The organism is Pseudomonas sp. DW-iso3 (assembly GCF_058725305.1).
On sequence record NZ_JBZXDZ010000004.1, the window covers coordinates 595,520 to 621,798 of the forward strand.

At 62.3% G+C, this 26,279-nt stretch carries 21 protein-coding genes; 9 read left to right on the plus strand and 12 right to left on the minus strand.

Going from position 1 to position 26,279, the window contains the following annotated elements:
* Positions 1–15: 15 nt before the first annotated feature.
* From treS to AC4PS7_RS14755, 3 genes are read left to right on the plus strand one after another with little or no spacing between them, the layout of a single operon-like run.
* A complete protein-coding gene (treS, locus tag AC4PS7_RS14745) occupies positions 16–3,363 on the plus strand; it encodes a maltose alpha-D-glucosyltransferase (RefSeq protein ID WP_042571560.1) in 3,348 nt (1,115 codons plus the stop codon).
* On the plus strand, positions 3,360–5,597 hold the full coding sequence (gene glgB / locus AC4PS7_RS14750; RefSeq protein ID WP_305375614.1) for a 1,4-alpha-glucan branching protein GlgB: 2,238 nt from the start codon (positions 3,360–3,362) through the stop codon (positions 5,595–5,597). The genes treS and glgB overlap by 4 nt, the downstream gene beginning before the upstream one ends.
* A gap of 51 nt (positions 5,598–5,648) precedes the next feature.
* The gene (locus tag AC4PS7_RS14755) at positions 5,649–6,815 is read left to right on the plus strand and encodes a GGDEF domain-containing protein (RefSeq protein WP_021491755.1); all 1,167 of its coding nucleotides are present in this window, start codon (positions 5,649–5,651) and stop codon (positions 6,813–6,815) included.
* 3 nt (positions 6,816–6,818) lie between these two features.
* On the opposite strand, the gene AC4PS7_RS14760 is transcribed toward AC4PS7_RS14755, so the two are convergent.
* From AC4PS7_RS14760 to AC4PS7_RS14770, 3 genes are all read right to left on the minus strand, one after another.
* Complete coding sequence (locus tag AC4PS7_RS14760) at positions 6,819–8,996, minus strand: hybrid sensor histidine kinase/response regulator (RefSeq protein ID WP_492179533.1); 2,178 nt, start codon at positions 8,994–8,996, stop codon at positions 6,819–6,821.
* 149 nt (positions 8,997–9,145) lie between these two features.
* The gene (locus AC4PS7_RS14765) at positions 9,146–9,997 is read right to left on the minus strand and encodes a CAP domain-containing protein (protein WP_010210719.1); all 852 of its coding nucleotides are present in this window, start codon (positions 9,995–9,997) and stop codon (positions 9,146–9,148) included.
* Positions 9,998–10,078: 81 nt separating this feature from the next.
* Positions 10,079–11,293, minus strand: coding sequence for an MFS transporter (locus AC4PS7_RS14770; protein WP_042571558.1), 1,215 nt, complete (start codon positions 11,291–11,293; stop codon positions 10,079–10,081).
* Between the two features lie 113 nt (positions 11,294–11,406).
* Between AC4PS7_RS14770 and AC4PS7_RS14775 the strand changes: the two genes are divergently transcribed.
* Complete coding sequence (locus AC4PS7_RS14775) at positions 11,407–12,315, plus strand: LysR family transcriptional regulator (protein ID WP_010210716.1); 909 nt, start codon at positions 11,407–11,409, stop codon at positions 12,313–12,315.
* Positions 12,316–12,335: 20 nt separating this feature from the next.
* Positions 12,336–13,004, plus strand: coding sequence for a GNAT family N-acetyltransferase (locus tag AC4PS7_RS14780; RefSeq protein WP_021491752.1), 669 nt, complete (start codon positions 12,336–12,338; stop codon positions 13,002–13,004).
* Positions 13,005–13,117: 113 nt separating this feature from the next.
* Here AC4PS7_RS14780 and AC4PS7_RS14785 read toward each other — a convergent pair whose 3' ends face one another.
* Complete coding sequence (locus tag AC4PS7_RS14785; RefSeq protein WP_106120269.1) at positions 13,118–13,711, minus strand: TetR/AcrR family transcriptional regulator; 594 nt, start codon at positions 13,709–13,711, stop codon at positions 13,118–13,120.
* A 69-nt stretch (positions 13,712–13,780) separates the two neighbouring features.
* Between AC4PS7_RS14785 and AC4PS7_RS14790 the strand changes: the two genes are divergently transcribed.
* Entirely contained in the window at positions 13,781–14,380 is a 600-nt protein-coding gene (locus tag AC4PS7_RS14790; RefSeq protein WP_010210709.1) for an NAD(P)H-dependent oxidoreductase, read from the plus strand.
* A 1-nt stretch (position 14,381) separates the two neighbouring features.
* Here the strand turns inward: AC4PS7_RS14790 and AC4PS7_RS14795 are convergent, their stop codons facing one another.
* The 4 genes from AC4PS7_RS14795 to AC4PS7_RS14810 all read right to left on the minus strand — a co-directional run bounded on the left by AC4PS7_RS14795 (position 14,382) and on the right by AC4PS7_RS14810 (position 18,146).
* On the minus strand, positions 14,382–14,771 hold the full coding sequence (locus AC4PS7_RS14795; RefSeq protein WP_047543216.1) for a hypothetical protein: 390 nt from the start codon (positions 14,769–14,771) through the stop codon (positions 14,382–14,384).
* A gap of 32 nt (positions 14,772–14,803) precedes the next feature.
* Positions 14,804–16,060 (minus strand): 3-phosphoshikimate 1-carboxyvinyltransferase, encoded by a 1,257-nt coding sequence (locus tag AC4PS7_RS14800; protein ID WP_010210707.1) that lies wholly within the window; start codon positions 16,058–16,060, stop codon positions 14,804–14,806.
* 186 nt (positions 16,061–16,246) lie between these two features.
* A complete protein-coding gene (locus tag AC4PS7_RS14805) occupies positions 16,247–16,801 on the minus strand; it encodes a UPF0149 family protein (protein ID WP_021491749.1) in 555 nt (184 codons plus the stop codon).
* A 97-nt stretch (positions 16,802–16,898) separates the two neighbouring features.
* On the minus strand, positions 16,899–18,146 hold the full coding sequence (locus tag AC4PS7_RS14810) for a chloride channel protein (RefSeq protein WP_431479879.1): 1,248 nt from the start codon (positions 18,144–18,146) through the stop codon (positions 16,899–16,901).
* A 192-nt stretch (positions 18,147–18,338) separates the two neighbouring features.
* Between AC4PS7_RS14810 and AC4PS7_RS14815 the strand changes: the two genes are divergently transcribed.
* A complete protein-coding gene (locus AC4PS7_RS14815) occupies positions 18,339–19,151 on the plus strand; it encodes a crotonase/enoyl-CoA hydratase family protein (RefSeq protein WP_137206272.1) in 813 nt (270 codons plus the stop codon).
* A 5-nt stretch (positions 19,152–19,156) separates the two neighbouring features.
* Positions 19,157–19,990 carry an NAD(+) diphosphatase gene (gene nudC, locus AC4PS7_RS14820; RefSeq protein ID WP_137206270.1) on the plus strand — a complete coding sequence of 278 codons (834 nt, stop codon included), beginning with the start codon at positions 19,157–19,159 and terminating at the stop codon, positions 19,988–19,990.
* Here the strand turns inward: nudC and AC4PS7_RS14825 are convergent.
* From AC4PS7_RS14825 to AC4PS7_RS14835, 3 genes are all read right to left on the minus strand, one after another.
* Positions 19,958–20,737: a TSUP family transporter gene (locus AC4PS7_RS14825; RefSeq protein ID WP_044287071.1), complete on the minus strand. Its 780-nt coding sequence runs from the start codon at positions 20,735–20,737 to the stop codon at positions 19,958–19,960. The genes nudC and AC4PS7_RS14825 overlap by 33 nt on opposite strands.
* Before the next feature lie 175 nt (positions 20,738–20,912).
* Positions 20,913–21,632, minus strand: a complete 720-nt coding sequence (gene pcsA, locus AC4PS7_RS14830; protein ID WP_010210698.1) for a phosphatidylcholine synthase — start codon at positions 21,630–21,632, stop codon at positions 20,913–20,915.
* Between the two features lie 149 nt (positions 21,633–21,781).
* On the minus strand, positions 21,782–22,696 hold the full coding sequence (locus tag AC4PS7_RS14835; RefSeq protein WP_021491745.1) for a class I SAM-dependent methyltransferase: 915 nt from the start codon (positions 22,694–22,696) through the stop codon (positions 21,782–21,784).
* Positions 22,697–22,887: 191 nt separating this feature from the next.
* Between AC4PS7_RS14835 and mdeB the strand changes: the two genes are divergently transcribed.
* Positions 22,888–25,554, plus strand: coding sequence for an alpha-ketoglutarate dehydrogenase (gene mdeB / locus AC4PS7_RS14840; protein WP_010210696.1), 2,667 nt, complete (start codon positions 22,888–22,890; stop codon positions 25,552–25,554).
* 77 nt (positions 25,555–25,631) lie between these two features.
* Here mdeB and AC4PS7_RS14845 read toward each other — a convergent pair whose 3' ends face one another.
* Positions 25,632–26,120, minus strand: coding sequence for a DUF1289 domain-containing protein (locus tag AC4PS7_RS14845; protein WP_047543223.1), 489 nt, complete (start codon positions 26,118–26,120; stop codon positions 25,632–25,634).
* Positions 26,121–26,279: the final 159 nt, after the last annotated feature.

The window sequence follows — 26,279 nt, forward strand, 5'->3', positions numbered from 1 at the left end:
TTTCAGGAGTTTCCAATGGCGAAGAAACCCAACGCTGCCACCTTTATCAAAGACCCGCTCTGGTACAAAGACGCGGTGATCTATCAGGTTCACGTCAAATCCTATTTCGACTCCAATAACGACGGTATCGGTGATTTTCCCGGCCTGATCGCCAAGCTCGACTACATCGCCGATCTGGGCGTGAACACCATTTGGTTGCTGCCGTTCTACCCCTCGCCACGCCGTGACGATGGTTATGACATTGCCGAATACCGTGGCGTGCACAGCGACTACGGCACCATGGCCGACGCCAAGCGCTTCATCGCCGAGGCACACAAACGCGGGCTGCGGGTGATCACCGAGCTGGTGATCAACCACACCTCCGACCAGCACCCCTGGTTCCAGCGCGCACGCAAGGCCAAGCCCGGCTCGGCGGCACGGGACTTCTACGTGTGGTCGGATGACGACCAGAAATACGACGGCACGCGCATCATCTTCCTCGACACCGAGAAGTCCAACTGGACTTGGGACCCAGTCGCGGGCCAATACTTCTGGCACCGTTTCTACTCTCACCAGCCCGACCTCAACTTTGACAACCCCCAGGTGATGAAAGCCGTGTTGTCGGTGATGCGCTACTGGTTGGACATGGGCATCGACGGCCTGCGCCTCGACGCCATCCCGTACCTGATCGAGCGCGACGGCACTAACAACGAAAACCTTCCTGAAACCCACGATGTGCTCAAGCAGATCCGCGCCGAAATCGACGCCCATTATCCTGACCGTATGCTGCTGGCCGAAGCCAATCAGTGGCCGGAAGACACGCAGCTGTACTTCGGTGACAAGAAGGGCGACGACGGCGATGAATGCCACATGGCGTTTCACTTCCCGCTGATGCCACGCATGTATATGGCGCTGGCCCAGGAAGATCGCTTCCCGATCACTGACATCCTGCGTCAGACTCCGGAAATTCCGGCCAACTGCCAGTGGGCGATCTTCCTGCGCAACCACGATGAGCTAACATTGGAAATGGTCACCGACAAGGAGCGCGATTACCTGTGGAACTACTACGCCGCTGACCGTCGCGCGCGGATCAACCTGGGTATTCGTCGCCGTCTTGCACCGTTGATGGAGCGCGACCGTCGTCGAGTCGAGCTGCTCAACAGCCTGTTGCTGTCGATGCCCGGTACGCCCACCCTGTACTACGGCGATGAGATCGGCATGGGCGATAACATCTACCTCGGCGACCGCGATGGCGTGCGCACGCCGATGCAATGGTCCATCGACCGCAATGGCGGGTTCTCTCGCGCCGACCCGGCCAGCCTGGTACTGCCGCCGATCATGGACCCGCAATACGGCTACCCGTCGGTGAATGTCGAGACCCAGGCCCAGGACCCCCATTCGCTGCTGAACTGGACCCGGCGCATGCTGGCGGTGCGCAAGCAGTCCAAGGCGTTTGGTCGTGGCAGCTTGAAAATGCTCTCGCCGAGCAACCGCCGCATCCTGGCCTATACCCGTGAATTCACCGGCGAAGATGGGCGCAACGAGATCATCCTCTGCGTGGCCAACGTGTCGCGCAGTGCCCAGGCGGCCGAGCTGGACCTGTCGGCATTCGCCGGCATGGTGCCGGTGGAGATGCTGGGCGGTAATGCCTTCCCGCCCATCGGCCAGTTGAATTTCCTGCTGACCCTGGCGCCCTATGGCTTTTATTGGTTCGTGCTGGCGCCGGAAAACCAGATGCCCAGCTGGCACGTGGAGCCGGCCCAGAGCATGCCGGACTTCACCACGCTGGTGTTGAAAAAGCGTATGGAAGAACTGCTGGACGAACCGTGCCGCGCCTCCCTGGAACAGACCGTGCTGCCAGCCTGGCTGCCCAAGCGCCGCTGGTTCGCCGGCAAGGACACGGCCATCGACAGCGTGCGCATTGCTTACGGCGTGCGCTTTGGCGACCCGCAACACCCGGTGTTGCTCAGCGAACTGGAAGTGACGGCCGGTGGACAGGTCAGTCGTTATCAGTTGCCGTTCGGTTTCCTCGGCGAAGATCAGTTCACCAGCGCCTTGCCCCAGCAATTGGCGTTGGCCCGTGTGCGGCGCGTGCGTCAGGTGGGGTTGGTGACCGATGCCTTCAGCCTCGAACACTTTGTCCGCGCCGTGATCCAGGGGTTGCAGGCGGGTACCCTGCTCAACACCCACGAAGGCGAGCTGCGCTTTGCGGCCACCCCGCACCTGGACAAGCTGCAACTGACGGATGAGTCCGAGGTGCGCTACCTGTCGGCCGAGCAGTCCAACAGCTCGGTGGTGGTGGGCGAGAGCCTGGTGCTCAAGCTGATCCGCAAAGTCGCCTCCGGCGTGCACCCGGAACTGGAAATGAGCGCCTACCTGACCGAAGCCGGCTACCCGAATATCTCGCCGTTGCTGGGCTCGATGATTCGCCACGACGCCGAAGGCCAGGACAACCTACTGATGATTGCCCAAGGCTACTTGAGCAACCAGGGCGACGCCTGGGGCTGGACCCAGAATAACCTGGAGCGCGCGATCCGCGACGAACTGGCCGAAGCCATGTCCGAACAGGAACAGCACTACAACGCCCTCGGCGAGTTGGCTGACTTTGCCGGGTTGCTTGGCCAACGCCTGGGCGAGATGCACCGGGTGCTCGGCGCGAAAACCACCAACAAGGACTTCAAGCCGGAAGTCACCACTGTCAAGGACACCCAGGCCTGGGCCAAGGATGTCGGCGCGCAATTGGACCGCGCGTTGCAACTGCTCAAACTTCATCAAAGCCAGTTGAACCTGGCGGATCAAGCGCTGGTCAGTGAATTGCTGGCGCAGAAAAAAGCCATCGCCAGCCATGTGCAGGCCCTGGCGAAAGCCACGGCCGGCGGATTGCGTATTCGGGTCCATGGTGACTTGCACCTGGGCCAGGTGCTGGTGGTCAAGGGCGATGCCTACCTGATCGACTTTGAAGGTGAGCCGGCGCGCCCACTGCATGAGCGACGCGGCAAGCACAGCCCGTATAAAGATGTGAGCGGCGTGTTGCGTTCCTTCGACTATGCAGCGGCCATGGCCTTGAATGTACAAGGGGTGGATCACTCGCCCGAGGCGGACCAGGCGCGCAAACGCGTGACTGACCGTTACCTGAAAGAAGCACGCCAGGCCTTTATCCAGGCCTATCAGTCCGCTACGTCTACACTGGCGCATGACTGGCAGGATGCCAAAGGCCAGGACGCAGCGCTGACGTTGTTCAGCCTGGAGAAGGCCGCGTATGAAGTGGCCTACGAAGCGGAAAACCGCCCGACCTGGTTGCCAGTGCCCCTGCAAGGGTTGCACGGACTGTTGAGCGGGCTTGCGCCTATATCGAAAACTGCACGCGGTGGGGAGACGTCATGAGCTTTACAAATAAAGAACCGCTGCAACCGAAGTTGACTGCATTGCCGGCGTCCAAGGACGTCGAAGCGCTGGTACGCGCCGAACACCATGACCCGTTCTCGATTCTCGGGCCACACGATGATGATCACGGCGGCCAGTTTATCCGTGCGTTCCTGCCTGAAGCGTTGAGTGTGCAGGTACTGGCCCGCGACACTGGCGAGCAGATCGGTAGCCTGGACGCGAGCCAGGTGCCCGGTCTGTTTGTCGGGCACTTTCACACGCGCCAGGCGTACCTGTTGAAAATCCAGTGGGCGGGTGGCGAGCAGATCACGGAAGACCCTTATAGCTTCCAGCAACTGTTGCTCGGTGAAATGGACCTGTACCTGTTCGCCGAAGGCAATCACCGCGACCTCGGCAGCTGCCTCGGTGCCCAGGTGACCAGCGTCGACGGCGTGCAAGGTGTGCGTTTTGCGGTGTGGGCACCGAATGCTCGGCGGGTGTCGGTGGTGGGCGACTTCAATATCTGGGACGGTCGCCGACACCCGATGCGCCTGCGCCATCCTTCCGGCGTGTGGGAGATCTTTATCCCACGCCTGCAGCCGGGCGCCGCCTACAAGTACGAAGTGCTCGGCGCCAACGGGATCCTGCCGCTCAAGGCCGACCCTGTGGCGCTGGCCACCCAATTGCCGCCGGACACTGCGTCAAAGGTCGCCGAGCCCTTGCAGGTCGACTGGCAGGACCACGCATGGATGCAGTCGCGGGTGGAAAAGCAGAAGACCACCGCGCCGCTGTCGATCTATGAACTGCACGTGGGTTCCTGGCAGGCCGAGCTGGACGAGGCGGGCGAAGTGGCACGCCAGTACAATTGGCGCGAGCTGGCTGAACGTCTGATTCCCTATGTGCAGCAACTGGGCTTCACTCATATCGAGTTGATGCCGATCATGGAGCATCCGTTCGGCGGCTCGTGGGGCTATCAGGCCTTGTCACAATTCGCACCGACGGCACGCTTCGGCTCGCCGCAGGATTTCGCCTATTTCGTCGATGCACTGCATCAGGCCGATATCGGCGTGATCCTCGATTGGGTGCCGGCGCACTTTCCCACGGATACCCACGGCCTGGCGCAATTTGACGGCACCGCGCTGTACGAATATGCCAACCCGCTGGAAGGTTTCCACCAGGATTGGGACACGCTGATCTACAACCTGGGCCGCACCGAAGTGCATGGTTTCATGCTGGCTTCGGCGCTGCACTGGCTCAAACATTTCCACATTGACGGGCTGCGCGTGGATGCGGTGGCCTCGATGCTCTACCGCGACTACTCGCGCAAGGCCGGCGAGTGGGTACCGAACCGTCATGGCGGCCGCGAAAACCTGGAAGCGATCGACTTCCTGCGTCACCTGAACGATGTGGTCGCCATCGAGGCGCCTGGCGCCCTGGTGATCGCCGAGGAATCCACCGCCTGGCCCGGCGTCAGCCAGCCGACCCAGCAGGGCGGCCTGGGCTTCAACTACAAATGGAACATGGGCTGGATGCACGATTCCCTGCATTACATCCAGCAGGACCCGGTGTATCGCGCCCATCACCACAACGAGCTGAGTTTCGGCCTGGTATACGCCTGGTCCGAGCGTTTCATCCTGCCGATCTCCCACGATGAGGTGGTGCACGGCAAGCATTCGCTGATCGACAAGATGCCTGGCGACCGCTGGCAGAAGTTTGCCAACCTGCGTGCCTATCTGGCGTTCATGTGGATGCACCCCGGCAAAAAACTGTTGTTCATGGGCTGCGAATTCGGCCAATGGCGCGAGTGGAACCACGACCAGCAGCTGGATTGGTACTTGCTGCAGTATGCTGAGCACAAAGGCGTGCAAAGGCTGGTCGGCGACCTTAACCGCCTGTACCGCGAGGAACCCGCCCTGCATGAGCAGGACGACGCGCCCCAAGGCTTCCAGTGGCTGATCGGTGACGATGCGATCAACAGCGTCTACGCCTGGCTGCGCTGGAGCAAGGACGGCAGGCCAGTGCTGGTGGTGGCCAACTTCACCCCGGTGCCGCGTGAGGGTTATAAAGTCGGCGTGCCGTTCAGCGGGCGCTGGAGCGAAGTGATCAATAGCGACGCGGACATGTACGCCGGCTCCAATTACGGAAATGGAGGGGAGATATTTACCCAGGATGAGCCGCACCATGGACAGGCGGTATCGCTGTCGTTGAATCTCCCGCCGCTTGGCGTACTGATTCTGCGTCCGGAACCGCTTTAAAGGCTCTACCGTGCTGGATTCTGTTGTCCGCACTACTGGCAGGGTGCCACAATGGCGCCTTTGTCGTGGCAGTCGGATCGGGCGAATTTCATGAATGGCCTTGAGCGTGGGCAGGACCATGATTGCTTCATAGAGGAGCAGGTGCGAACCGATCGTTTGCACCAGCTGTTCCGGCAGTCATTCGCTGCGATATTCGGCAGTTACCTGGCTGCGGTGATGCTGTGCTGGCTGTGCTGGGAGCGGTTTGACCATCAGGTTATCTTGGTCTGGCTGGTGGTATTGGCGGCGACGTCGCTGATTCGCATCATGATGTTCATGAAGTGGTTTCGCTGCCCCAATGCCGAACGCACTCCAGACCGCTGGGAACGCCGTTACTGGGTTACGTTGCTGCTGTCTGCCGCAACCTGGGGCCTCGGCGCCTTGGCGGTGATGCCCACCGATGATCGGTTGTCCCAGGTGCTGGTGATGCTGTTTACCGTGGGCATGTCGGTCAGCGCCGTGTCCTGTTACTCGGCTTATCGCTACATGACGCTGGCTTCCATGGCCGTGGTGCTGTTGCCGTGCACGCTATGGCTGCTGTTCCAGCCGTCGTCGATGCAAGTGGGCGTAGCCGTTGCGGTGCTGGTGTTCTCCACCTTTGTCGTCAGCGCCACGCGCAAGCTCTCGGATGCTTTGGAGAAGGCCTTTCGCCTGACCCGGCAGATGGAGCGTGCCCACAACATTTCCACCCGCGCCGCACAGACCGACGAACTCACCGGCCTGATGAACCGCCGTGCCTTCTTTGAACATGCCCAGGTGTTGTACGCCCAATGCCGTCACAACCGGCAACCGCTGTGTGCGCTGATGATGGACATGGATCACTTCAAGGAAATCAACGACACCTACGGCCACCAGGCTGGTGACCAGGTGTTGCGTCAGATTGGCGGGGTGATCAGCACGTCGTTCCGCCAAGCCGATGTGTACGGGCGCCTGGGCGGCGAAGAATTTGCGGTGTTGCTGCCCAATACGTCGCTGGAAACCGCGCGGGATATTGCCGAGCAGTTGATCAAGGCCATTTCGGGATTGGCCTCCGAGCCGGTGCATGGGTTGACCGCCAGTCTGGGTGTGGCGTCCACCCATGCGCAGGATCAGGACTTGCACGGCCTGATGAACACCGCTGACAAGGCCCTGTATCGCGCCAAGGCCCAGGGCCGCAATCAGGTGGCAGTGGCGGAGTAGGGCTCAGGGCATCGCCTTGGCGAGCGCCCGGGCAACCTGGTCGGCGGAGTAGGGCTTGGGCAGGAACTCAAACCCTTCGTAACCGCTGTCGGCCAGTTCCTCGCTGTAGCCGGACGTGAGCACCACCGGCAAGTCCGCGCGCCGTTGCCGCAGTACTTTCGCCATGGCTACGCCGGTCATACCGGGCATCACCACATCCGAAAAAACGCCATCGAACGCCAGGGCGTCCGTGCCGGCCAAGGCGAGGGCCTGCTCCGCGTTGGTGGCCCAAGTGGTCTGGTAGCCCAGATCCTGGAGGATCTGGGTGGCGAAGCGGCCCACTTCGAGGTTGTCTTCCACGATCAGGATGTGGCGTTGCGCGGCATCGTGCGTGGGCGCAGGGCCTTGCTGCGGTTGCTCGTCAGGTAGCGCCTGTGGCGTCGCCTCTGGCAGGTATAGCGTAAAGACCGAGCCTTGCCCTGGGGTGCTGACGACTTCCACGTTGCCCCCGGACTGCTTGGCAAAGCCGAATACCTGGGACAGTCCCAGCCCGGTGCCTTTGCCTACGGCCTTGGTGGTAAAGAACGGCTCGAAAATGCGTTCGACGGCGTCGCCAGGAATACCGCTGCCGGTATCGGCCAGGGAAATGCTCACAAACGGTTGTCGGGCTTCCGCATCGCCCCGGATCCGTGGCATTGCTTCGACAGTGACCACGCGCAGGGTCAGGGTGCCTTGACCCTCCATCGCATCCCGGGCATTAAGGGCGATATTGATCAGCGCGGTTTCGAACTGGCTGGCGTCCACCCGCACATGGCAAGGGTGCTCGGGCAGTTGCACCTGCACGTGGATGCGTGCGCCGGTGACGCTTTCAAGCATTTCGCCAATGTTCTTGACCCGCTGGCCCGCATCGAAGACTTCCGGGTTGAGCGGTTGGCGCCGGGCGAACGCGAGGAGTTGGCTAGTGAGCTTGCTGGCGCGCTCGACGGTGTCGGAAACCGCGCTCATGTAGCGCTGGCGCCGCTCTTCGGAAAGCCCGGGCTGGCGCAGAAAGTCGACCGACGAGCGAATGATGGTCAGCAGGTTGTTGAAGTCATGGGCAACGCCACCGGTCAATTGGCCGATGGCTTCGAGTTTCTGCGACTGGTGCAGCGCGGCTTCGGCCTGGGTAAGGGCGGCAGTGCGTTCAATTACACGCTGTTCGAGGGTGGCATTCAGCTCGGTGAACGCCGCCAGGCCTTCGCGTACGGCGGCATCGGCGCGTACCCGCTCGATATGGGCCCAGGAGCGTTCGGTGACTTCGCCTACCAGCGCCAGGTCGTAGGGTGACCAGACACGCGCCTTCCTGTGATGCACCGCCATCAAGGCGGTCAGGCGGCCGTCCTTGATCAGTGGGAAACACACCGTCGCCAGGACGTCCAGGGCCTGATAGCTGGCGGCTTCCTCGGGTGGGAACTCCACCCGGTTGTCCTCAACCACCAGTGGCTCACCCGCGCGCAACGGCCGCACTGCCCGTGCGCCGAACGAGGCGAGGCTGTAGCGCCCTACAATGCTGGGCGAGCCCGGTGCCGCCCAATTGCCGCGAATGGTGAAGCCGTCTTCGTCGGCGTCCATGTCCGCGTAAGCGCAGTTGGACACCTGCAAGTGCTCAGCCAGCAGGCGTGTGGTGGTGGACATGATGGTTTCGGCGTCGGTGGCATTGGCCACCGCACTGCCCACGGCATCCAGCACGGCCAGGCGGCGGGCGAGGAACACGGTGGCGGTGGTTTCCGTAACGGTGTCGAGCATGCCCACGACCCTGCCTTGAGGGTCGCGGATCGGGCTGTAGCAAAAGGTGAAGTACGCCTGCTCGGAACCGTTGCCGCGCTCGATCAGCAGGGGGAAGTTCTCGATGTAGGTGGCATGCCCCTCGAACGCCGCATTGGCGATGGGGCCGATATCTGCCCAAGCCTCATGCCACACCTCGCTGAACGGGCGGCCCAGCGCATAGGGCTTGTCCCCCAGAATCGGGATGAAGGCGTCGTTGTACAGCATGGTCAACTGCGGCCCCCACACAATGGATTGGGGGAAGCTTGAGGCGAGGCAAAGCGCCACGGTGGTCTTGAGCACATCCGGCCACTGCTCCAGCGGCCCCAGGGGCGAGCTTGCCCAATCATGCAGGCGAACCCGCTCAGCCATGTCGCTGCTGCTTTGCAGCCAATTCATCGCGAGAACACCTTGTTTGCCACCGCCTGTCGAACGCCTGAAGTCAGGTTAACTATCAACAGACCGGAATGACCGCTGCCAAGTTCAGCGCCATTATCCATGAGATGGCGATTTGATGCTGCAACCGTTTGATCGACCTGCACATTGACTTATTGCGCGCCGAAAACCCCCGTCCAGTAGATCCCTGCATCACTCTTCGGGTCCATGGCATACGCCGCGCCCAGTTCACGGAATTGCGGGTTCATCAGGTTGGCGCAATGGGCCGGGCTGGCCAGCCAGCCATCCACGACTTTGCGTGGGGTATCCAGGCCGGCGGCGATGTTCTCGCCGATGTTCTTCGCGATGTATCCCGCCAGTTCGGCACGGTCGCCAGGGGTACGCCCGTCATGGTCGAGGTGGTCAAAGAAATTGCCATTGGCCATGTTGCGCGTGTGGCTGTTGGCAGCGCTGGCCAGGTCTTCGTTCCAGGACAATGGTGTGGTCGCGGTAAAGGCCTGGGTGCCGCACTGGCGCGGCTGCGAACGCGCGGTGTTGATCAGGTTCAGCACCTGCCGGCCTTCGGTCTGCCAGTCGCCCAGGCCGCTGGTGAGCAGTGGACGGGCGAGCACGATGCGCCAGTCCTGGCCGCTGTTGCTCACGCCGATATCGACAAATTGTGGATCCAGCACCACGCGGCAGAAGCTTTCGCGCACGGCCTTCATGGCTGCCTGGGCATCCTTGGGGCCGGACAGGCTGATGGCCTGCACGTTGACCATCGGGTACGCGGCCCGCGCCAGCGCCTGCTGCAGGTCACCGACATTGGTGGCCGGCAGCACCAGCCGCGTATCGCTGGTCAGCGGTGGCAGTTCCTGGGAACCCTGGTCGCCGCAGCGCTGCACCTGGCTGCGGTATTGGTTGATCTCTTGTACCAACTGACTTTCTTCATTCGCCATCGCGCTGGCGCAGAACACCGTACTGGCGGCCAGCGTCGTAAGACCCATCATCAATGACAGAACGCGCATGGACGTTACCCTTGAGCTTGAAAGTGCCCATGATGCGCGATGTAACCCGGTCTGGCGCAACGCCTTTTTTGTTTTTTTGCCTCAATGGATGTTCTGGAGGCCGTTGAAAGCAGCAAAGCGGCGCCATGCCATCACGCTGGCCAGCAGGATCAAGCCCAATGCCACGCTGAACGTTGTATGCAGGCCATAGGCCACGGATTGGGGAAGGGCGCGGGTGACATCCGGGCTGGCCCAGGCGAACACCGCCCCCAATGCCCAGGCGCCGACGATCAGCCCCAGGTTGCGTGACAGGTTTAACAGGCCCGACACCGTGCCACGACGCGCGCCCTCCACGTCGCCCATCACGGCAGTGTTGTTGGCGGCCTGGAACAGGCTGTAGCCGGTGGTCAGGATCACCAAGGCGCCCAAATAGACGAATAGACCCCAAGCGCAGGCCAGCAGCAGGGCGCCACAGGCCATCATGCCCAGGCCGGCCAGCGTCATGCGCGGGCTGCCGAGGCGGTCGGTGAGCCTGCCGGCCGGTACGCCGGTGATGGCCGCGACGCAGGGGCCGACCGCCATGACCAAGCCCATCCATTCGGGATCGAGTCCCAGTCCTTGGGACAAGTAGAACGGGCCGACCACAAACGTGGCCATGATCACAGCGGCCACCAGGGCACTCATGACCAACCCGGTGCGCAACGACGCATCTTTTAATGATGGCCAGAAACCTGAGCCGGCCGAGGAGAGCGCGTGGGGCCGATCAACCGGCAAATAGCAGAAGGCAAGGGCGACCGCCACCAATCCCAATGGCACGCCAACCAGGAAGATCGCCTGCCAGCCCCACACACTCAGCAACACGCCGCCGACACTGGGCCCCATCGCGGTGCCAACGGCCGACATCGTGCCCAGCAAACCCATCACCCGGCCGGTACGCGCCTTGGTGACGGTGTCACCGACCATGCCCAGGGCCATGGCCATCATCACTGCTGCGCCGAGGCCTTGCACGACGCGCGCTGCAATCAGCCACGCCAGGGACGACGCCATGCCGCACAACCCGCACGCCACGGCAAACAGCAGCAACCCGGCGAGCAACAACCGCCGCCGTCCGAACCGGTCGCCCAGACGTCCGGCGCTGACAATCACCGCCGTGATTGCCAGCAGATAGGCCAGCACCACCCATTGCACGGCGTGGAAAGAGGCATCAAACGCCCGCGTCAGGCTGGGCAGCGCGACATTGGCGATACTGGTGCCCAGGGAGGCCAGCAACATGGACAGGGACAGGCTGACGAGGCTGCCACGTGAGGTGCTTTGCATGGACAATTCCTTGAATGAAGGCAACTGTCACAAATCTACGGTGTGGCTTAACATGGCGGAAGACGCATGGTGTGCAGTTAATACGTGCACCCAACGCCATATAAGGAGTGCTGATGCCCGATCTCAATCTGCTGATCACCCTGGATGTGCTGCTCGCCGAAGGCAGTGTTGCGGCTGCGGCCAAACGCCTGCGTCTGAGTCCTTCGGCCATGAGCCGAGCCTTGGCCCGTTTGCGCGAAACCACCGGCGACCCCTTGCTGGTACGCGCGGGTCGCGGCCTGGTGGCCACGCCCAGGGCGCTGGAGTTGCGTGATCAGGTCAGTCGTCTGGTGCAAGAGGCCAATGCCGTGCTGCGCCCCGTGCAATCCCTGAATATGAACCAGGTGACGCGCACCTTCACCCTGCGTACCAGCGAAGAGTTTGTCGAAAATTTCGGTCCGGCATTGCTGGCCCGCGCCGCGAGGGACGCGCCCGGCGTGCGCTTGCGGTTCATCCACAAGGCCGACAAGGACAGCACCTTGCTGCGCGAAGGCAGCGTCGACCTGGAAACCGGGGTGGTCGACCCCACTGCCGGCCCGGAAGTGCTGACCCAGGCACTGTTTCGCGATCGCCTGGTCGGCGTTGTGCGCAGTGGCCACCCCCTCAGCCGGGGTGACGTCAGCGTTGAGCGTTATGCCGCAGGTCAGCACGTCTACGTATCCCGACGGGGCCAGGATCGAGGCCAGATCGACGACTTACTTGAAGCCCAGGGCCTCACGCGACAGATCACCACCATTGTCGCCGGTTTCGCCACTGCCATCGCCTTGGCCCGAGACACTGACTTGATCGCCAGCGTGCCGGAACGCTACACCGCCCACCAACCCGAGGGCCTGCACCGCTTTGCATTGCCGCTGACGTTGCCCACCTTCACCGTGGCGATGCTCTGGCATCCCAGGCTGGATGCCGACCTGGCCCATCGCTGGTTGCGCGGATGTTTGCGTGAGGTGTGTGGGCTGCAACAGGTACAATCGGCGCTGCCTTGACGTTAAACCCAGGAATTTGCATGTTCAGCCTTACCCGCTACACCACGCCGTGCCCCGAGCCCATCAATGCTCAGATCCTGCAGATGGTGGTGGACAACCTCACCGATATCAGCAGCGTGGCGCTGCCGCCGAGCAACCTGTTGTACAACATCTACCAGTACGCCATTGGCTTTGAGGTGCACCTTTACCTGGAGGCGCTGAACGGCGCCAAAGGCATCGCCGTCGAGTTGGTGGTGGCGATGGAAGCGGAAAAACTCATCGGCTTTTGCCTGTACCTGCCGGTGAAGGACGATCCGGAGGCCTGCGGCATTGCGTTCATGGCGGTCCAGGTCGGTTACCGGCGTCAAGGTGTGGCGCGCGCAATGATGGGTGACGTGTTGAGCCGCTATCCCCATGCGGAACTGGCGTGCTCAGTGGAGAAGGTGCCGGCGTTCGAGGGCATGGGTTTCCACGTGCGCGGCGCGCGCGGTACCCAGGTGCTGATGAACACGCGGGACTACGGCACGGAGGGCTTGATGGGCGTGCTGGATGTGGCGTCGATCTACCGCTCATTGGAAGTGCGGCAGATTCATACCTACCTGCTGCAAAAGCACGGCAAGCGCGCCATGGTGGATGCCGAGAAACAACGCGATCGGCACCTTGATCAACTCGCGCGCCGGGTGCAGCTGTTTCTACAGGATCGGGGCTGAAAGACAATCCCGCATTGGCCTTACGGCTTGGCCAGGTTGCCGTTGCCGCCAACACCGTCATCGGTAATGACACGCCCGCCGTGCCGGTTTATTCCTCGCCTGTCAGACGTTATTCACATGCGACTGCGATTGACTATCGCGAGGATGGTCGCCAGCAACTCCTGCTTCGCCTCTTCACGGCTGATCTCGCCGCTGGCTGCCGCCTGGGACAGCGCCTCCGCAGCGCCCAGCATGCCGCGCAGTCCCGCCTGGGACACGCGACCGAAGGGCGACAGCGCGTCGCGGCATTTATCGAGGAAGATCGCCTCGTACTGGCGCTTGAGTGCTTCCAGCTCCGGCGAGCTGCTAAGGGCCGCAATCACCCCCGGGATTTCCCGACCCTGCAATAACACGCAATCCACATAGGATTCGGCGATCACCCAGGCACGCTCGTCCAGCGTGTCGCCACTGGCCGCGATGGCGTTGGCGAAGACCTGATCCTGGCGCGCATCGAAGTCCTCATACAGCGCCGCCAGCAATCCGGCACGGGTGACGAAATGGTCGTAAACCACCGGCTTGGTCACCCCCGCCAACTCCGCCAGGCGGCCAAGGGTCAGGGCTTCGGTGCCTTCATCGCGCACCAGTTGCCAGGCCACCTCCAAGAGTTGGCGCAGGCGATCTTCACGGGACAGGCGACGGCGGGGGGAGGTGGATTCGCTGCTTGACATGCTTATATACCAAAAGTAACTTACTAATCGTAACTTAAGCCTAGGCTAACCCCAAAGGGAGTCAATGTCATGCACGCACTCATCGTTGTTGCTCATCACGACCCGCAATCCCTCACCCATAGCGTGGCTGCGCAGGTGTCAGCCGGCCTTACTGCATCGGGCCACACCTTCGAAATCGCCGACATTGCCGCGGAAGGTTTCGACCCGCGCTACGCCGCCGCCGATCACTTAGTGCACCGTACCCGCGCCACGCCTCCGGCCGACGTGTTGGCCGAACAGGCCCGCATCGACCGCGCCGATGCGCTGGTGCTGGCATTCCCGATTTATTGGTGGTCGCTGCCGGGCCTGCTCAAGGGCTGGATCGACCGCGTCTTCGTCAACGGCTGGGCCATCGATTACGGCCCCGACACCCCGGTGGTGAAAAAGCTGCGGCACTTGCGGGTGCATCTGCTGGCGCTGGGTGCAGCGGACGCCGATGCGTTTGATCGACACGGCTACGCCAACGCGATGCGCACGCAAATTGACTACGGGATCTTTGATTACTGTGGCGCGCAGGTGGTGACGTCGGCGTTGTTGCTGGAGTCGGAAAGCGGCGCGGCGCAGGCGCATCTGGACAAGGCCAGGGCCTTGGGCAAAGGGCTGTTCGAAACCGAAACCGTGGCGGGTTGATTCAACCTTCGCGAAACAGGTCGTGGGCGTCAAGCAGGCGGTAGGCGATTTCCGGACGTTTCTCCATACCCCGGCGGATGGCTGCCGGGATGGATTGGCGGGTCTTGCGGCACATGCCCGGCAGCTCGTCGATCACGATCTGGATACCGCGCATGCTCTTGACCTCGGTATGGCCGGGGGCCACGTGCACGCGGATGCCCAAAAGTTCGTACATCCGCTGCTGCATGTGCTCCAGGTCTTGCAGGCTCTTGAGGTCTTCCAGCCGGTCGAGCAGTTTTCTCTCTTCCTGTCGCGTCAGGTTGAGAATGCGCAGGTCGGCACCAGGCGCTTGCAGCAGTTGCTCGCGGTCGCAGACGCAGGCGCCGGGTGGGCAGGGTTGGCGAATTGTCATGTGCAGTGCCTCCCCATTCCGACGCCGCCCCTTTAATAGCTCAACTGAACCCCAAGACTGCCCAAGGCCTTCCAGTATTCAGGATAGGTCTTCGCGACGCAGTCCGGGTCCTGGATGCGGATCCCCGCGACTTTCAACCCCGCCAGCGCAAAGCACATGGCGATGCGGTGGTCGGCGTGGGTGTCGATCAGCGCGTTGCACGAGGTGCCGGCCAGGGCCGGATCGCTGGCCACCAGCAGGTCGTCGCCTTCGATGGTCGCCAGGCCCGGGCGGATCTCGTTCAGGCCGTCATGCAGGGCCTGGACGCGGTCGCACTCCTTGACCCGTAGGTTGGCCAGCTCGGTAAAGCGCACTGGGGTGTTGTTGAACGCGGCGAGTACCGCCAGGGTCGGGATGGCGTCCTGCATCTGCGAGCCGACGACTGTGGCTTGCATGTTTGGAAACTGCGCGATCACGGCCTGGGCCTTGGCATCCGGCTGGGTGAAATCCTGGGCGGCCACGCCGATGTCGATGCGGCCACCGGTCAACACTTCAGCGGCCCACAGGTAGGTCGCGGCGGAGGCGTCGGGTTCGATCAGGTAGTCGTGGGCGGTGTAGCCGGTGGGGGCCACGCGCCAGGTGGTGTCGTCGACCGCTTCAACCTGGGCACCGAAGGCGCGCATGCAGTCCAGGGTCAGGTCCACGTAGCCACGGGCACCAATGTCCTTGCCGGTCAACGCCACTTCAATCGGCGCTTCGCCACAGGCCGCGAGCATCAGCAGGGCCGATACGTATTGGCTGGACAGGCCGCCGTCGATCTCGAAACGCTTGGCCTTGATCTTGCCGACGCCGTGTACGGTGACCGGTGGGCAGCCGGTGGGGCTGTCGACCAGGATGCCGTTCTGGCCGAGGGTTGCCAGCAGCGGGCCGATCGGGCGTTTTTGCATGTAGTCATCGCCGTCCAGCACCACGGTGCCTTCCACGGTGGCGACGGCAGCGGTGAGGAAGCGCATGGCGGTGCCGGCGTTGCCGAGGAACAGTGGTTGCGACGGCAGTTGCAGTTTGCCTTGGCCGGTGACGACGAAGGTGGTGTCGTCCGGCTCGTCGATGGTTACACCCATCTGGCGCAGGGCTACGGACATGTGGCGGGTGTCGTCGCTCTTGAGCGCGCCGCTGAGGCGGCTGGTGCCGTTGGCCAGCGCGGCAAGCAGCAGGGCACGGTTGGTAATGGATTTGGAGCCGGGGGGCGCGACCTTGCCATTGAGGGGGAAGTTGGGCGGTGTAACGGTCACGGTTTTCTGCGAACTCAAGGTACAAGGCTCCTGATTCAAGGCAAGGTGGAACGGAGTGGCCGACGGGCGGACTGGAATAATCGGGCATAGACGCCGTGCTTGTCGAGCTTGGGGTCGTGGCCGCTGATATTTACTCGGTGTATGTGGGAACTGGCGTGCCTGCGATGCAGGCGCCTCGCTCCCTCTGATACGCCCAGCAGTCCTTTACCGCTTCGCCAACCAATACGCGTGCAGTGCTCGTGCTGCCGGTTCGAGTTCGCTGACGCGTTGCTGGTGTGCTTGCACGTCCAGGTCGGTGGGCAGTTCGAAGTTGTCCTGTTCGGCGCACCAGGAGATTTTTTCCAGCAGTGCTGCCTGTTCTGCCGGCAGTGCCGGCCAGTTGCCGATGGCCGCGCCGCGGATGTAGCCAAAACACCATTCTTCGGCCAGGGTCACGTTCTGGCCCTGGTGTTCGGTTTCGTCGAAGCGAGCCTTGAAGCCCTGGGCATCGGTGGCCAGTTGGCTTGCCAGGGTGTTGATGTGGCGCACGCACAGTTCGAGGAAGCTTTGCGCTTCATCCATGTTGTCCCACTCCGGGTTCTGGCCGCCCCAGATCGCCGGGAACCACTCAGCCACATCCACCTGCGCCGGGCTGGACACCAAGGCGGTGAAGTAGCCGTCGAGTTCGGCCAGGTTCAGCACCGAATGGTCGTCGCCGTACTTGAGCAGGGTGTTTTCGATGAACTCGAATTCGGCAGGGGTGAGGGGTTGGGCGTGCATGGGCATATCCTTTAAACGTCGAGCGCCGCGAATGGGGCGGCCTAAAGCGCGAAGGATGGCGTGTGTGCCGGGTTTTATCCAGCATTTTGCAGCGTTTTTACCAGCGCCGTTGGCACAGCTTGCTCATACACATCGAACCCACCACGGCCAGGATGATCGGTACCAGGAAGTCATGGTCGATTCGGGTGAACTCCGCCACCAGCACAATCGCGGTCAACGGCATGCTCATGCTGGCGGCCAGGAATGCCGCCGCACCGATGATCGCAAACGCGCCCAAGGGAACGCCGGGCCACGCCAGGCTCCAGGCGCCGCCGAGGATGATTGCCAGTAAGGCGCCATTGGCGAGGCCGGGGGTAAGCAAGCCGCCTTCGGCCCCGGCGCGCAGGCTGCTGATGGTGATCAGCACTTTGACCACCAGCAATAAAGCCGCCAGGCCGATGCTTAACTCGTTGTCGAAACCCAACTGCGCAGGGCCTTTGCCATTGCCGAGGATTTGCGGCAATACCATCGCCAAGCCGCCGATGATGGTGAAGTTGATCAATGCCAGCACCGGCAAGCGCCAGCCTCTTGCAGCCTGTGCCCGCGCCTTGCCGGTGAGCTGGGTGAAAGCGTACGCAGCCACGCCGAATACCGGGCCGCAAACCACCGCCCAAGCGATCAAATCAGGGCTCAATACGAAGTTCGGGACCTCATATTGTAATTGCGCGCCCAGACCGATCCACGCCACCGAGGCCGCAATCGCCGAGGTCGCCAGCGCAATCACCGCCGCTGGCCAACTGAATGCGCCCACCAGTACTTCCAGCACAAACACCGCGCCACCCAGCGGCACGTTGTAGACCGCCGCCAGACCCGCCCCGGCGCCGCAGGCGACGAGCAGGCGATGCATCTGTGGGTCGAGTCGCGCCCGCTGGGATAACCAGGTGGCGGCCAATGCCCCGATTTCCCGCGGTGCCACTTCACGGCCCAGCGGCGAACCCAGCGCCACGGTGATGATCTGCAGCACGGCGTGGGCGAGGGTGGTCTTGGGCGGCATGATCGGCATCTTTTCCGCGACAGCTTGCTTGATGCTCACCAGCGGCCGGCCATAGCGATAAATTGCCCACCAGCCCAATCCCGCCACCAGGCCGCACACCACCAGCACCAGCAGACGCCGCTCGGGCGCAGCCGCCGTGACGCCCAGCAAGAACGTTTCATGGCTGACCAGGCTGTCGAGACTATAGCCGTAGGCCAGGTGCTGAATACCGTGCAGGAGCAATGCCAGCAGCATCCCGCCCAACCCGGCACCGATACCGGTCAATACGACCACCAGGGCCAGGATCAAGGTTGAGCGAAACGTAGTCGGCATAGGCGGCTCCAGGCAATGGCCCTGATTGTATAGCCGATAAATCGGCCGCCTTGGGTGAAATGTATCGGTGCTGCATGAAGTGATCACTCACAACATTCCATCACATTGGCCTGTCCCGTTTTTGGCCGATGTGCCGTGACGTTCCCTTGTTATAGTTCGGGCCTTATCACTCGCCAGTCAGGGATCACTGCCATGTCCGAATACCACGCTTTTGTCGTCGAACTCATCGGCAACGTTGCCCATGTGCAGATCAACCGCCCGGAAAAGATCAACGCGATGAACGCCGCGTTCTGGACCGAGATCATCGACATCTTCCAATGGATCGAGGACACCGACGCCGTGCGCGCCGTGGTGCTTAGCGGTGCAGGCAAGCATTTTTCCTCCGGCATCGACCTGATGATGCTGGCCTCGGTGGCCAACGAGTTCGGCAAGGACGTGGGCCGCAATGCGCGCCTGCTGCGCCGCAAGATCCTTGAACTGCAAGCCTCGTTCAATGCCGTCGATAACTGCCGCAAGCCGGTGCTGGCGGCGGTCCAGGGTTACTGCATCGGCGGCGCCATCGACCTGATCAGCGCCTGCGACATGCGCTACGCCGCCGAGGGCGCGCAATTTTCCATCAAGGAAATCGACATTGGCATGGCCGCCGACGTCGGCACCTTGCAGCGCCTGCCGCGCATCATCGGCGACGGCATGCTGCGCGAACTTGCCTACACGGGCCGCCAGTTTGGCGCTGAAGAGGCGCGCAGCATCGGCCTGGTCAATCGCGTCTATCCCGATCAGGACAGCCTGTTGGCCGGCGTCATGGAAATCGCCCATGAAATCGCCGTCAAGTCGCCGATAGCCGTCACCGGCACCAAGGCCATGATCAGCTACATGCGTGACCATACAGTCAATGATGGTCTGGAATACGTTGCCACCTGGAACGCGGCTATGTTGCAATCCAACGACCTGCGCGTGGCCATCGCGGCCCACATGAGTAAGCAGAAACCCGAATTCGTGGATTGACTGACATGACCCCAGGCTGGATTACCACAACGTTGCTGGACAACGACACCCCCGGTGGCTGGGCCGTCGCCCGCAGCCGCGAGGGCTTTTTACACGACACCAATGGCCCCTTGTTTCCCCGGGAGTGGCTCAAGCGCCAGGACCTCTCGGTGTTCGCCGAACACGGCATTGGCCACCTTGATGGCGAACCGGTGTACCTGCTGGAACTCGATGCCCCTGCTGAAGTACCGGGCTGCGGCTGGCAGGGTCTGCGCGGCTTCATGCTGCAAGGCGACCACACGCTTTACAAAGTGCTGGGGTATGCGGCACAGATCGGTACCTGGGCGCGTGAACACAGGTTTTGTGGGCGTTGCGGCCAGGCCATGGTCCAGGTGCCACGCGAGCGGGCGATGTATTGCGAGGCCTGCGACTTGCGCAGCTACCCACGGATCTCGCCGAGCATGATCGTGCTGGTGACCCGTGGCGACGAGATCCTGCTGGCGCGTTCGCCACGTTTTGTCACGGGGGTGTACAGCACGCTGGCGGGTTTTGCCGAGCCGGGCGAGTCGGCCGAAGACTGTCTGATCCGCGAGGTACGCGAAGAAGTGCAGGTAGAGGTCAAGAATATCCAGTACATGGGCAGCCAATGCTGGCCGTTCCCTCATTCGATGATGCTGGGCTTCCATGCCGAGTACGCCGGTGGTGACATCGTGCCCCAGGCGGACGAAATCGAGGACGCGCAGTGGTTCAACATCCACGACCTGCCGCCGTTGCCGGCCTCTCGCTCGATTGCGCGTTACTTGATCGACCTCTACCTGGCCCGTCGACTAGGCCACGCTGAACCAGTGCTGCCAGGCTAGGCGCACTGTCAGGCCAAGGACCACGGTGATAAACACCGGGCGAATGAATTTGGCGCCGCCGCTGATCGCGCTGCGTGCGCCAAAGAACGCGCCGCACATTACCGAGATGCCCATGGCCAGGCCGACGATCCAGTCCACCGAGCCGTTGATGATAAACACCGTCAGCGCCGCCGCGTTGCTGACGAAGTTCATGCTGCGCGCCACGCCGCTGGCTTTCACCAGGTCGATGGGGTGCAGCAGCATCGTGCTCACGGTCCAGAACGCCCCGGTTCCGGGGCCGGCCACGCCGTCGTAGAAGCCCAGGCTGAAGCCCTGGGTGGATTGCCATTTCTTCTTGATCGGCGCATCGGCGTCCAGCGGCGCCTTGGGCGTGCCGCCAAACAGCAGGTACACGCCACAGGCGAACACGATCACCGGCAGCATCTTGTTCAGGGTTTCGGCGGGCAGGTAGTGGGCGACTACGGCGCCGGTGAGGGCGCCGACCAGCGTGCCGACGATGGCATGCACCCACTGGCGCGGATGGAACAGCTTGCGGCGATAAAAGGTGAAGCTGGCGGTGGCCGAGCCGAAGGTGGAACTGAGCTTGTTGGTGCCCAGCACCAAGTGCGGTGGCATACCGGCGGTGAGCAGCGCAGGGGTGGTGAGCAAACCGCCACCGCCAGCGATGGCGTCGATGAAGCCGGCGATAAAGGCGACAACGGCCAGGATGGCGAGGGTGGTGAGGTCTACGCTGAGTTCGAAGGGCATGGGCTGGGCTTATGATTGGCAGGGCGCTAAGCGAAAGGCCGCCATCTTACTCGCCAGCTAGACGCAATCCAAATGTGGGAGCGGGCTTGCTCGCCAATGCGGTGTATCAGTACCCGATGTACCGACTGACACTCAGCATTCGCGAGCAAGCCCGCTCCCACATCTTCAACTGCGATCAACCGTGACGTTTTTCGATCCATTCCAGCGCCGTGCGCCAGATACAAATCCCCAGGAAGTAAGCCGACATTAACGACCACAGCCCGAACGTCCACGGGTTGGTATTCGGGTAATCCACCACCATCAAAAAGCTGCACAGCAGCCAGATCGTGGTCACCGCGATATTGATCGGCATGAAACGCTTCACCCGGAACGGGTGCAGGAATTTCATCGGCGTCACGGTCAGCAGGGCCAGGCCGATCACCGTCAGCAAGGTGACCCAGGCTTCCGGCTGGATGATATAGACGCACAAGGCCACCACATTCCACGCGGCGGGGAAGCCCACGAAGTAGTTGTCCTTGCTTTTCATGTTGACGTTGCAGAAGCAGAACAGCGACGACACCAGGATCACCGACACCGCAAACAGGTGGGTGAAGTCCGGCAGGTCGATGTAGCGGTAGATGAACAACGCTGGAATGAATACGTAGGTGAGGTAATCGATCACCAGGTCGAGCACCGAACCGTCGAAGCTCGGCAAAACCGTGCTGACATTCACGCGTCGCGCCAGTGAACCGTCGACACCGTCCACCACCAATGCCAGGCCCAGCCACAACAGGCAGGCCTTGGGTGAGTTTTCCAGCAGCGCCAGGGTAGCCAGAAAGGCCAATACCACACCGGTGGCGGTAAAGCCGTGGGCGCCCCAGGCTTTGAGTCTGGCTACATGCAGGGTCGATATCACGGGCGGTTCTCCAAAAGGTGAAACGGGGCAGCCGACAACGTGACGCCGTCGAGTCTGGCCGGGGAATGCAGGTATCGACCGGGAAGGGGGTAAGAAGGTTCACCACCCCGGCGTATCACTTAGCGTAGCAAGCGTAGGACGTTTCGGCATCAGCCCTGGCGGAACACCAGCGCCTTTAAGCCACTTTGCACATCAATGTCAGGAAATTCCGGCGGGTTTTGTAGCCGTTCAACAAAACGCAGGCCCGGAGCCTCGCGGGTGACACCGTCGATCAGGAAGTCTTCACCAAAGGCCGGATCGTTCATGCAAGCCAATACAGTGCCTTGTGGTGTAAGCAGGTCCGGCAGGCGGCGCAGCACGCGCTGGTAGTCCTTGGTCAGCAGGAAACTGCCTTTCTGGAACGAGGGTGGGTCGATGATCACCAGGTCATAGGGGCCGCTATGGGTGACTTTGGCCCAGGACTTGAACAGGTCGTGGCCCAGGAAACTGACTCTGCTCAGGTCATGACCATTCAGGCGATGGTTGTCACGGCCACGGCTCAAGGCACCACGCGCCATGTCCAGGTTCACTACGTGGTCCGCGCCACCTTCGATGGCCGCCACGGAAAACCCGCAGGTATAGGCAAACAGGTTGAGCACGCGCTGGCCCTTGGCCTGCTCGCGCACCCAGTTGCGGCCGTAGCGCATGTCGAGGAACAGCCCGCTGTTCTGTTTTTTACCCAGGTCGATCAGGTAGCGCAGACCGCCTTCAGTAATGGTCAGCTCGTCGACAGGGTTACCCGCCAGCCATTCAGTGGTGCTTTGCGGCAGGTAGCGGTGTTGCAGGGCGACGGTGTACGTACCGAACTCGGTTTGCAGCAGCTGTTTCAGGGCGTCCAGTTGTGCAGCGTCCGGCTCCTTGAACAACGCCACCAACAGCACGCCTTGCAACCAGTCCACCGTCAGTTGCTCCAGGCCCGGCCAGCAGCGGCCACGGCCGTGGAACAGGCGGCGGGTTTCAGCCGGTGGGTTCGCCAGGGCGGTGAGCAGGTGAGTGTGCAGGGTGGCGAGTACGTCTGGGGTCATCGTTAAGCGTCGGTCGTTGAGCGGGCGGCATTTTAAACACAATTGCGGGCTTTCGTCCTGCTGGAGCATAACGTGCTGGTAAAACGAAGCCTGGGAGTGATTCATGCTCAAAATTCAACGGTGAACGCCTGATAACAGGCAAAAAATCCTCCAGCACCGACATAAACTGGAAAAAAACGCCGGAGGTGCCCATGAACGGTTTCACGAATGCGGTGATTGACCAGCAAGAGTTGGATGAGTGGCGCGACGCCCTGGCTTCCCTGGTCACCCACGCCGGCCCCGTGCGGGCGCGCCAGATCCTCGACGTGCTGGCTCAAGACGCCAGTGCTGCGCACATCGACTGGAAACCCCGCCACGGCACGCCCTATATCAATAGCATCAGCGTGGCGCAGCAACCGGCATTCCCCGGCGACCTTGCTACCGAAGAACGTTTGGCCTCGCTGGTACGCTGGAACGCCTTGGCCATGGTGGTGCGCGCCAACCAGGCCTATGGCGAACTGGGTGGCCATATCGCCAGCTACGCCAGTGCGGCGGACTTGTTCGAAGTGGGTTTCAACCACTTTTTCCGCGCGCGCAACGAAGGGTTTGGCGGCGACCTGGTGTTCTATCAGCCGCATTCCGCGCCGGGCATCTACGCGCGGGCGTTCCTTGAAGGGCGCTTGAGCGAGCACGACCTGGCCCACTATCGACAGGAAATAGGCGGGTCCGCGCATGGCGCACGCGGCCTGTCCAGCTACCCGCACCCGTGGTTGATGCCGGACTTCTGGCAGTTTCCCACCGGATCCATGGGCATCGGCCCCATCAGTTCGATCTTCCAGGCGCGTTTCATGCGCTACTTGCAGCATCGCAACTTGCAGGACACCCGCGACCGCCACGTTTGGGGCGTTTTCGGCGATGGCGAGATGGACGAGCCGGAAAGCATGTCGGCCCTGACCCTGGCCGCCCGCGAAGGCCTGGACAACTTGACCTGGGTGGTCAACTGCAACCTGCAACGCCTCGACGGCCCAGTGCGCGGCAATGGGCGAATCATCGATGAGCTGGAAGCCTTGTTCGCCGGCGCGGGCTGGAACGTGATCAAGCTGGTGTGGGGCTCGGACTGGGATGCGTTGCTGGCCAATGACGCTGACGGTTCGCTGGTCAACACCTTGTCCAACACCGTCGACGGTCAATTCCAGACCTTCGCCGCCAAGGACGGTGCCTACAACCGTGAACACTTCTTCGGCCAGAGCGAATCCCTGGCCCGGCTGGTCGAGGGCATGAGCGATGAGCAGATCGACCGTCTCAAGCGTGGCGGCCACGACATGGTCAAGATCCACGCGGCCTATCACGCCGCACGTCGGGTCAAAGGCAAACCCACGGTGATTCTGGCCCAGACCAAGAAAGGCTTCGGCATGGGCGAGGCCGGGCAGGGCAAGATGACCACTCACCAGCAGAAGAAGTTGGACCGTGATGCGTTGATCGCCTTCCGCAATCGCTTCCAGTTGCCGCTGACCGATGAACAGACCGAATCACTGAGCTTCTTCAAACCGGCCGAGGACAGCCTGGAGTTGCGCTATCTGCACCAGCGCCGCACTGCGTTGGGCGGCTACGTGCCCCGTCGCAGTCAGGGCGCCACCCCGGTCGGCGTGCCGGCGGTTTCGGCATACGCCGGCTTCGCGACGGCCGCCGACGGCAAGGAAATGTCCACCACCATGGCCTTCGTGCGCATGTTGACCAACCTGCTCAAGGATAAGGCCCTGGGCCCACGTATCGTGCCTATCGTGGCCGATGAAGCGCGGACATTCGGCATGGCCAACCTGTTCAAGCAGATCGGTATTTATTCAAGCGTCGGTCAACGCTACGAGCCTGAGGACATTGGCTCGATCCTCAGCTACCGCGAAGCCACCGACGGGCAGATCCTGGAGGAAGGTATCAGTGAGGCCAGCGCCATCAGTTCCTGGGTCGCGGCGGCGACCAGCTATTCGGTGCATGGCCTGCGCATGTTGCCGTTCTACATCTATTACTCGATGTTCGGCTTCCAGCGCGTTGGCGACCTGATCTGGGCGGCCGCCGACCAACGCGCCCGTGGCTTCCTGCTGGGTGCCACCGCCGGACGCACCACCCTGGGGGGCGAAGGCTTGCAGCACCAGGACGGCAGCAGCCACCTCACCGCTGCCACCGTGCCCAATTGCCGTGCCTACGACCCGGCGTTCGCCGGGGAATTCGCGGTGATCCTCGATCACGGCATGCGCCAGATGCTGGAGCAGGATGTGGACGAGTTCTACTACGTGACCCTGATGAACGAAAACTATCCGCAGCCGAGCCTGCCGGAAGGGGTTGAAGCGGCGATCATCAAGGGCATGTATCGCCTGCAAGGCGCGGCCGGTGCCCAGGTGCGCCTGCTCGGGTCGGGCACGCTGGTGCGCGAAGCCCAGGCAGCGGCACAGTTGCTGGCGGACGATTGGCAGGTGGCGAGCGAGGTGTTCAGCGTCACCAGTTTCAGCGAGCTGGCGCGGGATGCGCGGGAGGTGGAACGATGGAACCGCTTGCATCCGCAGGCAGTGGCGCGGGTCAGCCATGTGAATGAATGCTTGCCCCACGGCGCGCCGGTGATTGCGGTGTCCGACTATGTGCGGGCAGTGCCGCAGATGATTGGCTCTTACTTGGGTTCCCGCTACACCGTACTGGGTACGGACGGCTTTGGACGCAGCGATACGCGGGCGGCGCTGCGGGATTTTTTTGAGGTGGATCGCCATCACCTGGTGCTGGCAGCGCTGACGGCGTTGGCGGAGCAGGGCAGCCTGGCGCCGCAAGTGTGTCAGCAGGCGATTGAGCGCTACGGCCTGCAGGCGGAACGCGACGCTTCCTGGAACGCCTGAACCCGTAAAAGCCCGGCTTGCCGGCGATGGCGTCCGTAAGGTCGCCATCGCCGGCAAGCCGGCTCCCACCGTGTTTTTCAGAGCGTGGCGATCAGGGCGGGGCCAAACGTTTCCTTCAGGAAACCTGGGGCGATGTACCGCTCGTAATGCGCCTCTGACAGCAGGAAAAACTCCCGGTCAATCGCATCCCGAAGATCCGCCAGGCTGCGTTCGCGAAACTCTGGCAGCAATGCCAGCCCATACGCATCCAGCTTGGAAATCACCCGCGCACCCCGTGCAATCAGCTGGTACGCCCAGCAATACGGTGACTGGTGCGGGACGAAACGGATCTTGCGGTTCTCCAGTTGCTGACGCAGCAGGTGCGCATCAAACACCTCCAGCTTGCTGGCCATCACCTGCACCAGCAATTGCTCCAGGCGCAGCCACACCGCCTGTTTCTCGTCGGCGTTGTAGCCGTTCCACTGGATCACTTCATGGTGATAACGCTTGCAGCCCCGGCAGACCAAGTCCCCGTAAACGGTGGAACACAAGCCGACGCAGGGCGTCTTGATGGTTTGATTGGGCATAAAAACTATTTAACGGGTATCAACACCAAACCTGTAGGAGCCGGCTTGCCGGCGATGGCGCCCGCATGATCGCCATCGCCGGCAAGCCAGCTCCTACACGTTAGTCCCAGCTCAGCGCGCCGCCGGTCTGGTACTCGATCACACGGGTTTCGAAGAAGT

Coding starts and splice junctions, on each gene's coding strand:
- AC4PS7_RS14755 (WP_021491755.1), top strand. CDS start 5,649: ATGGCGCCTTTGTCGTGGCAGTCGGATCGGGCGAATTTCATGAATGGC.
- AC4PS7_RS14770 (WP_042571558.1), bottom strand. CDS start 11,293: ATGCAAAGCACCTCACGTGGCAGCCTCGTCAGCCTGTCCCTGTCCATG.
- AC4PS7_RS14790 (WP_010210709.1), top strand. CDS start 13,781: ATGCACGCACTCATCGTTGTTGCTCATCACGACCCGCAATCCCTCACC.
- AC4PS7_RS14845 (WP_047543223.1), bottom strand. CDS start 26,120: ATGCCCAATCAAACCATCAAGACGCCCTGCGTCGGCTTGTGTTCCACC.
- AC4PS7_RS14810 (WP_431479879.1), bottom strand. CDS start 18,146: ATGCCGACTACGTTTCGCTCAACCTTGATCCTGGCCCTGGTGGTCGTA.
- treS (WP_042571560.1), top strand. CDS start 16: ATGGCGAAGAAACCCAACGCTGCCACCTTTATCAAAGACCCGCTCTGG.
- AC4PS7_RS14780 (WP_021491752.1), top strand. CDS start 12,336: ATGTTCAGCCTTACCCGCTACACCACGCCGTGCCCCGAGCCCATCAAT.
- AC4PS7_RS14785 (WP_106120269.1), bottom strand. CDS start 13,711: ATGTCAAGCAGCGAATCCACCTCCCCCCGCCGTCGCCTGTCCCGTGAA.
- AC4PS7_RS14835 (WP_021491745.1), bottom strand. CDS start 22,696: ATGACCCCAGACGTACTCGCCACCCTGCACACTCACCTGCTCACCGCC.
- mdeB (WP_010210696.1), top strand. CDS start 22,888: ATGAACGGTTTCACGAATGCGGTGATTGACCAGCAAGAGTTGGATGAG.
- AC4PS7_RS14805 (WP_021491749.1), bottom strand. CDS start 16,801: ATGCACGCCCAACCCCTCACCCCTGCCGAATTCGAGTTCATCGAAAAC.
- AC4PS7_RS14815 (WP_137206272.1), top strand. CDS start 18,339: ATGTCCGAATACCACGCTTTTGTCGTCGAACTCATCGGCAACGTTGCC.
- AC4PS7_RS14825 (WP_044287071.1), bottom strand. CDS start 20,737: ATGCCCTTCGAACTCAGCGTAGACCTCACCACCCTCGCCATCCTGGCC.
- glgB (WP_305375614.1), top strand. CDS start 3,360: ATGAGCTTTACAAATAAAGAACCGCTGCAACCGAAGTTGACTGCATTG.
- AC4PS7_RS14765 (WP_010210719.1), bottom strand. CDS start 9,997: ATGCGCGTTCTGTCATTGATGATGGGTCTTACGACGCTGGCCGCCAGT.
- nudC (WP_137206270.1), top strand. CDS start 19,157: ATGACCCCAGGCTGGATTACCACAACGTTGCTGGACAACGACACCCCC.
- AC4PS7_RS14795 (WP_047543216.1), bottom strand. CDS start 14,771: ATGACAATTCGCCAACCCTGCCCACCCGGCGCCTGCGTCTGCGACCGC.
- AC4PS7_RS14775 (WP_010210716.1), top strand. CDS start 11,407: ATGCCCGATCTCAATCTGCTGATCACCCTGGATGTGCTGCTCGCCGAA.
- AC4PS7_RS14760 (WP_492179533.1), bottom strand. CDS start 8,996: ATGAATTGGCTGCAAAGCAGCAGCGACATGGCTGAGCGGGTTCGCCTG.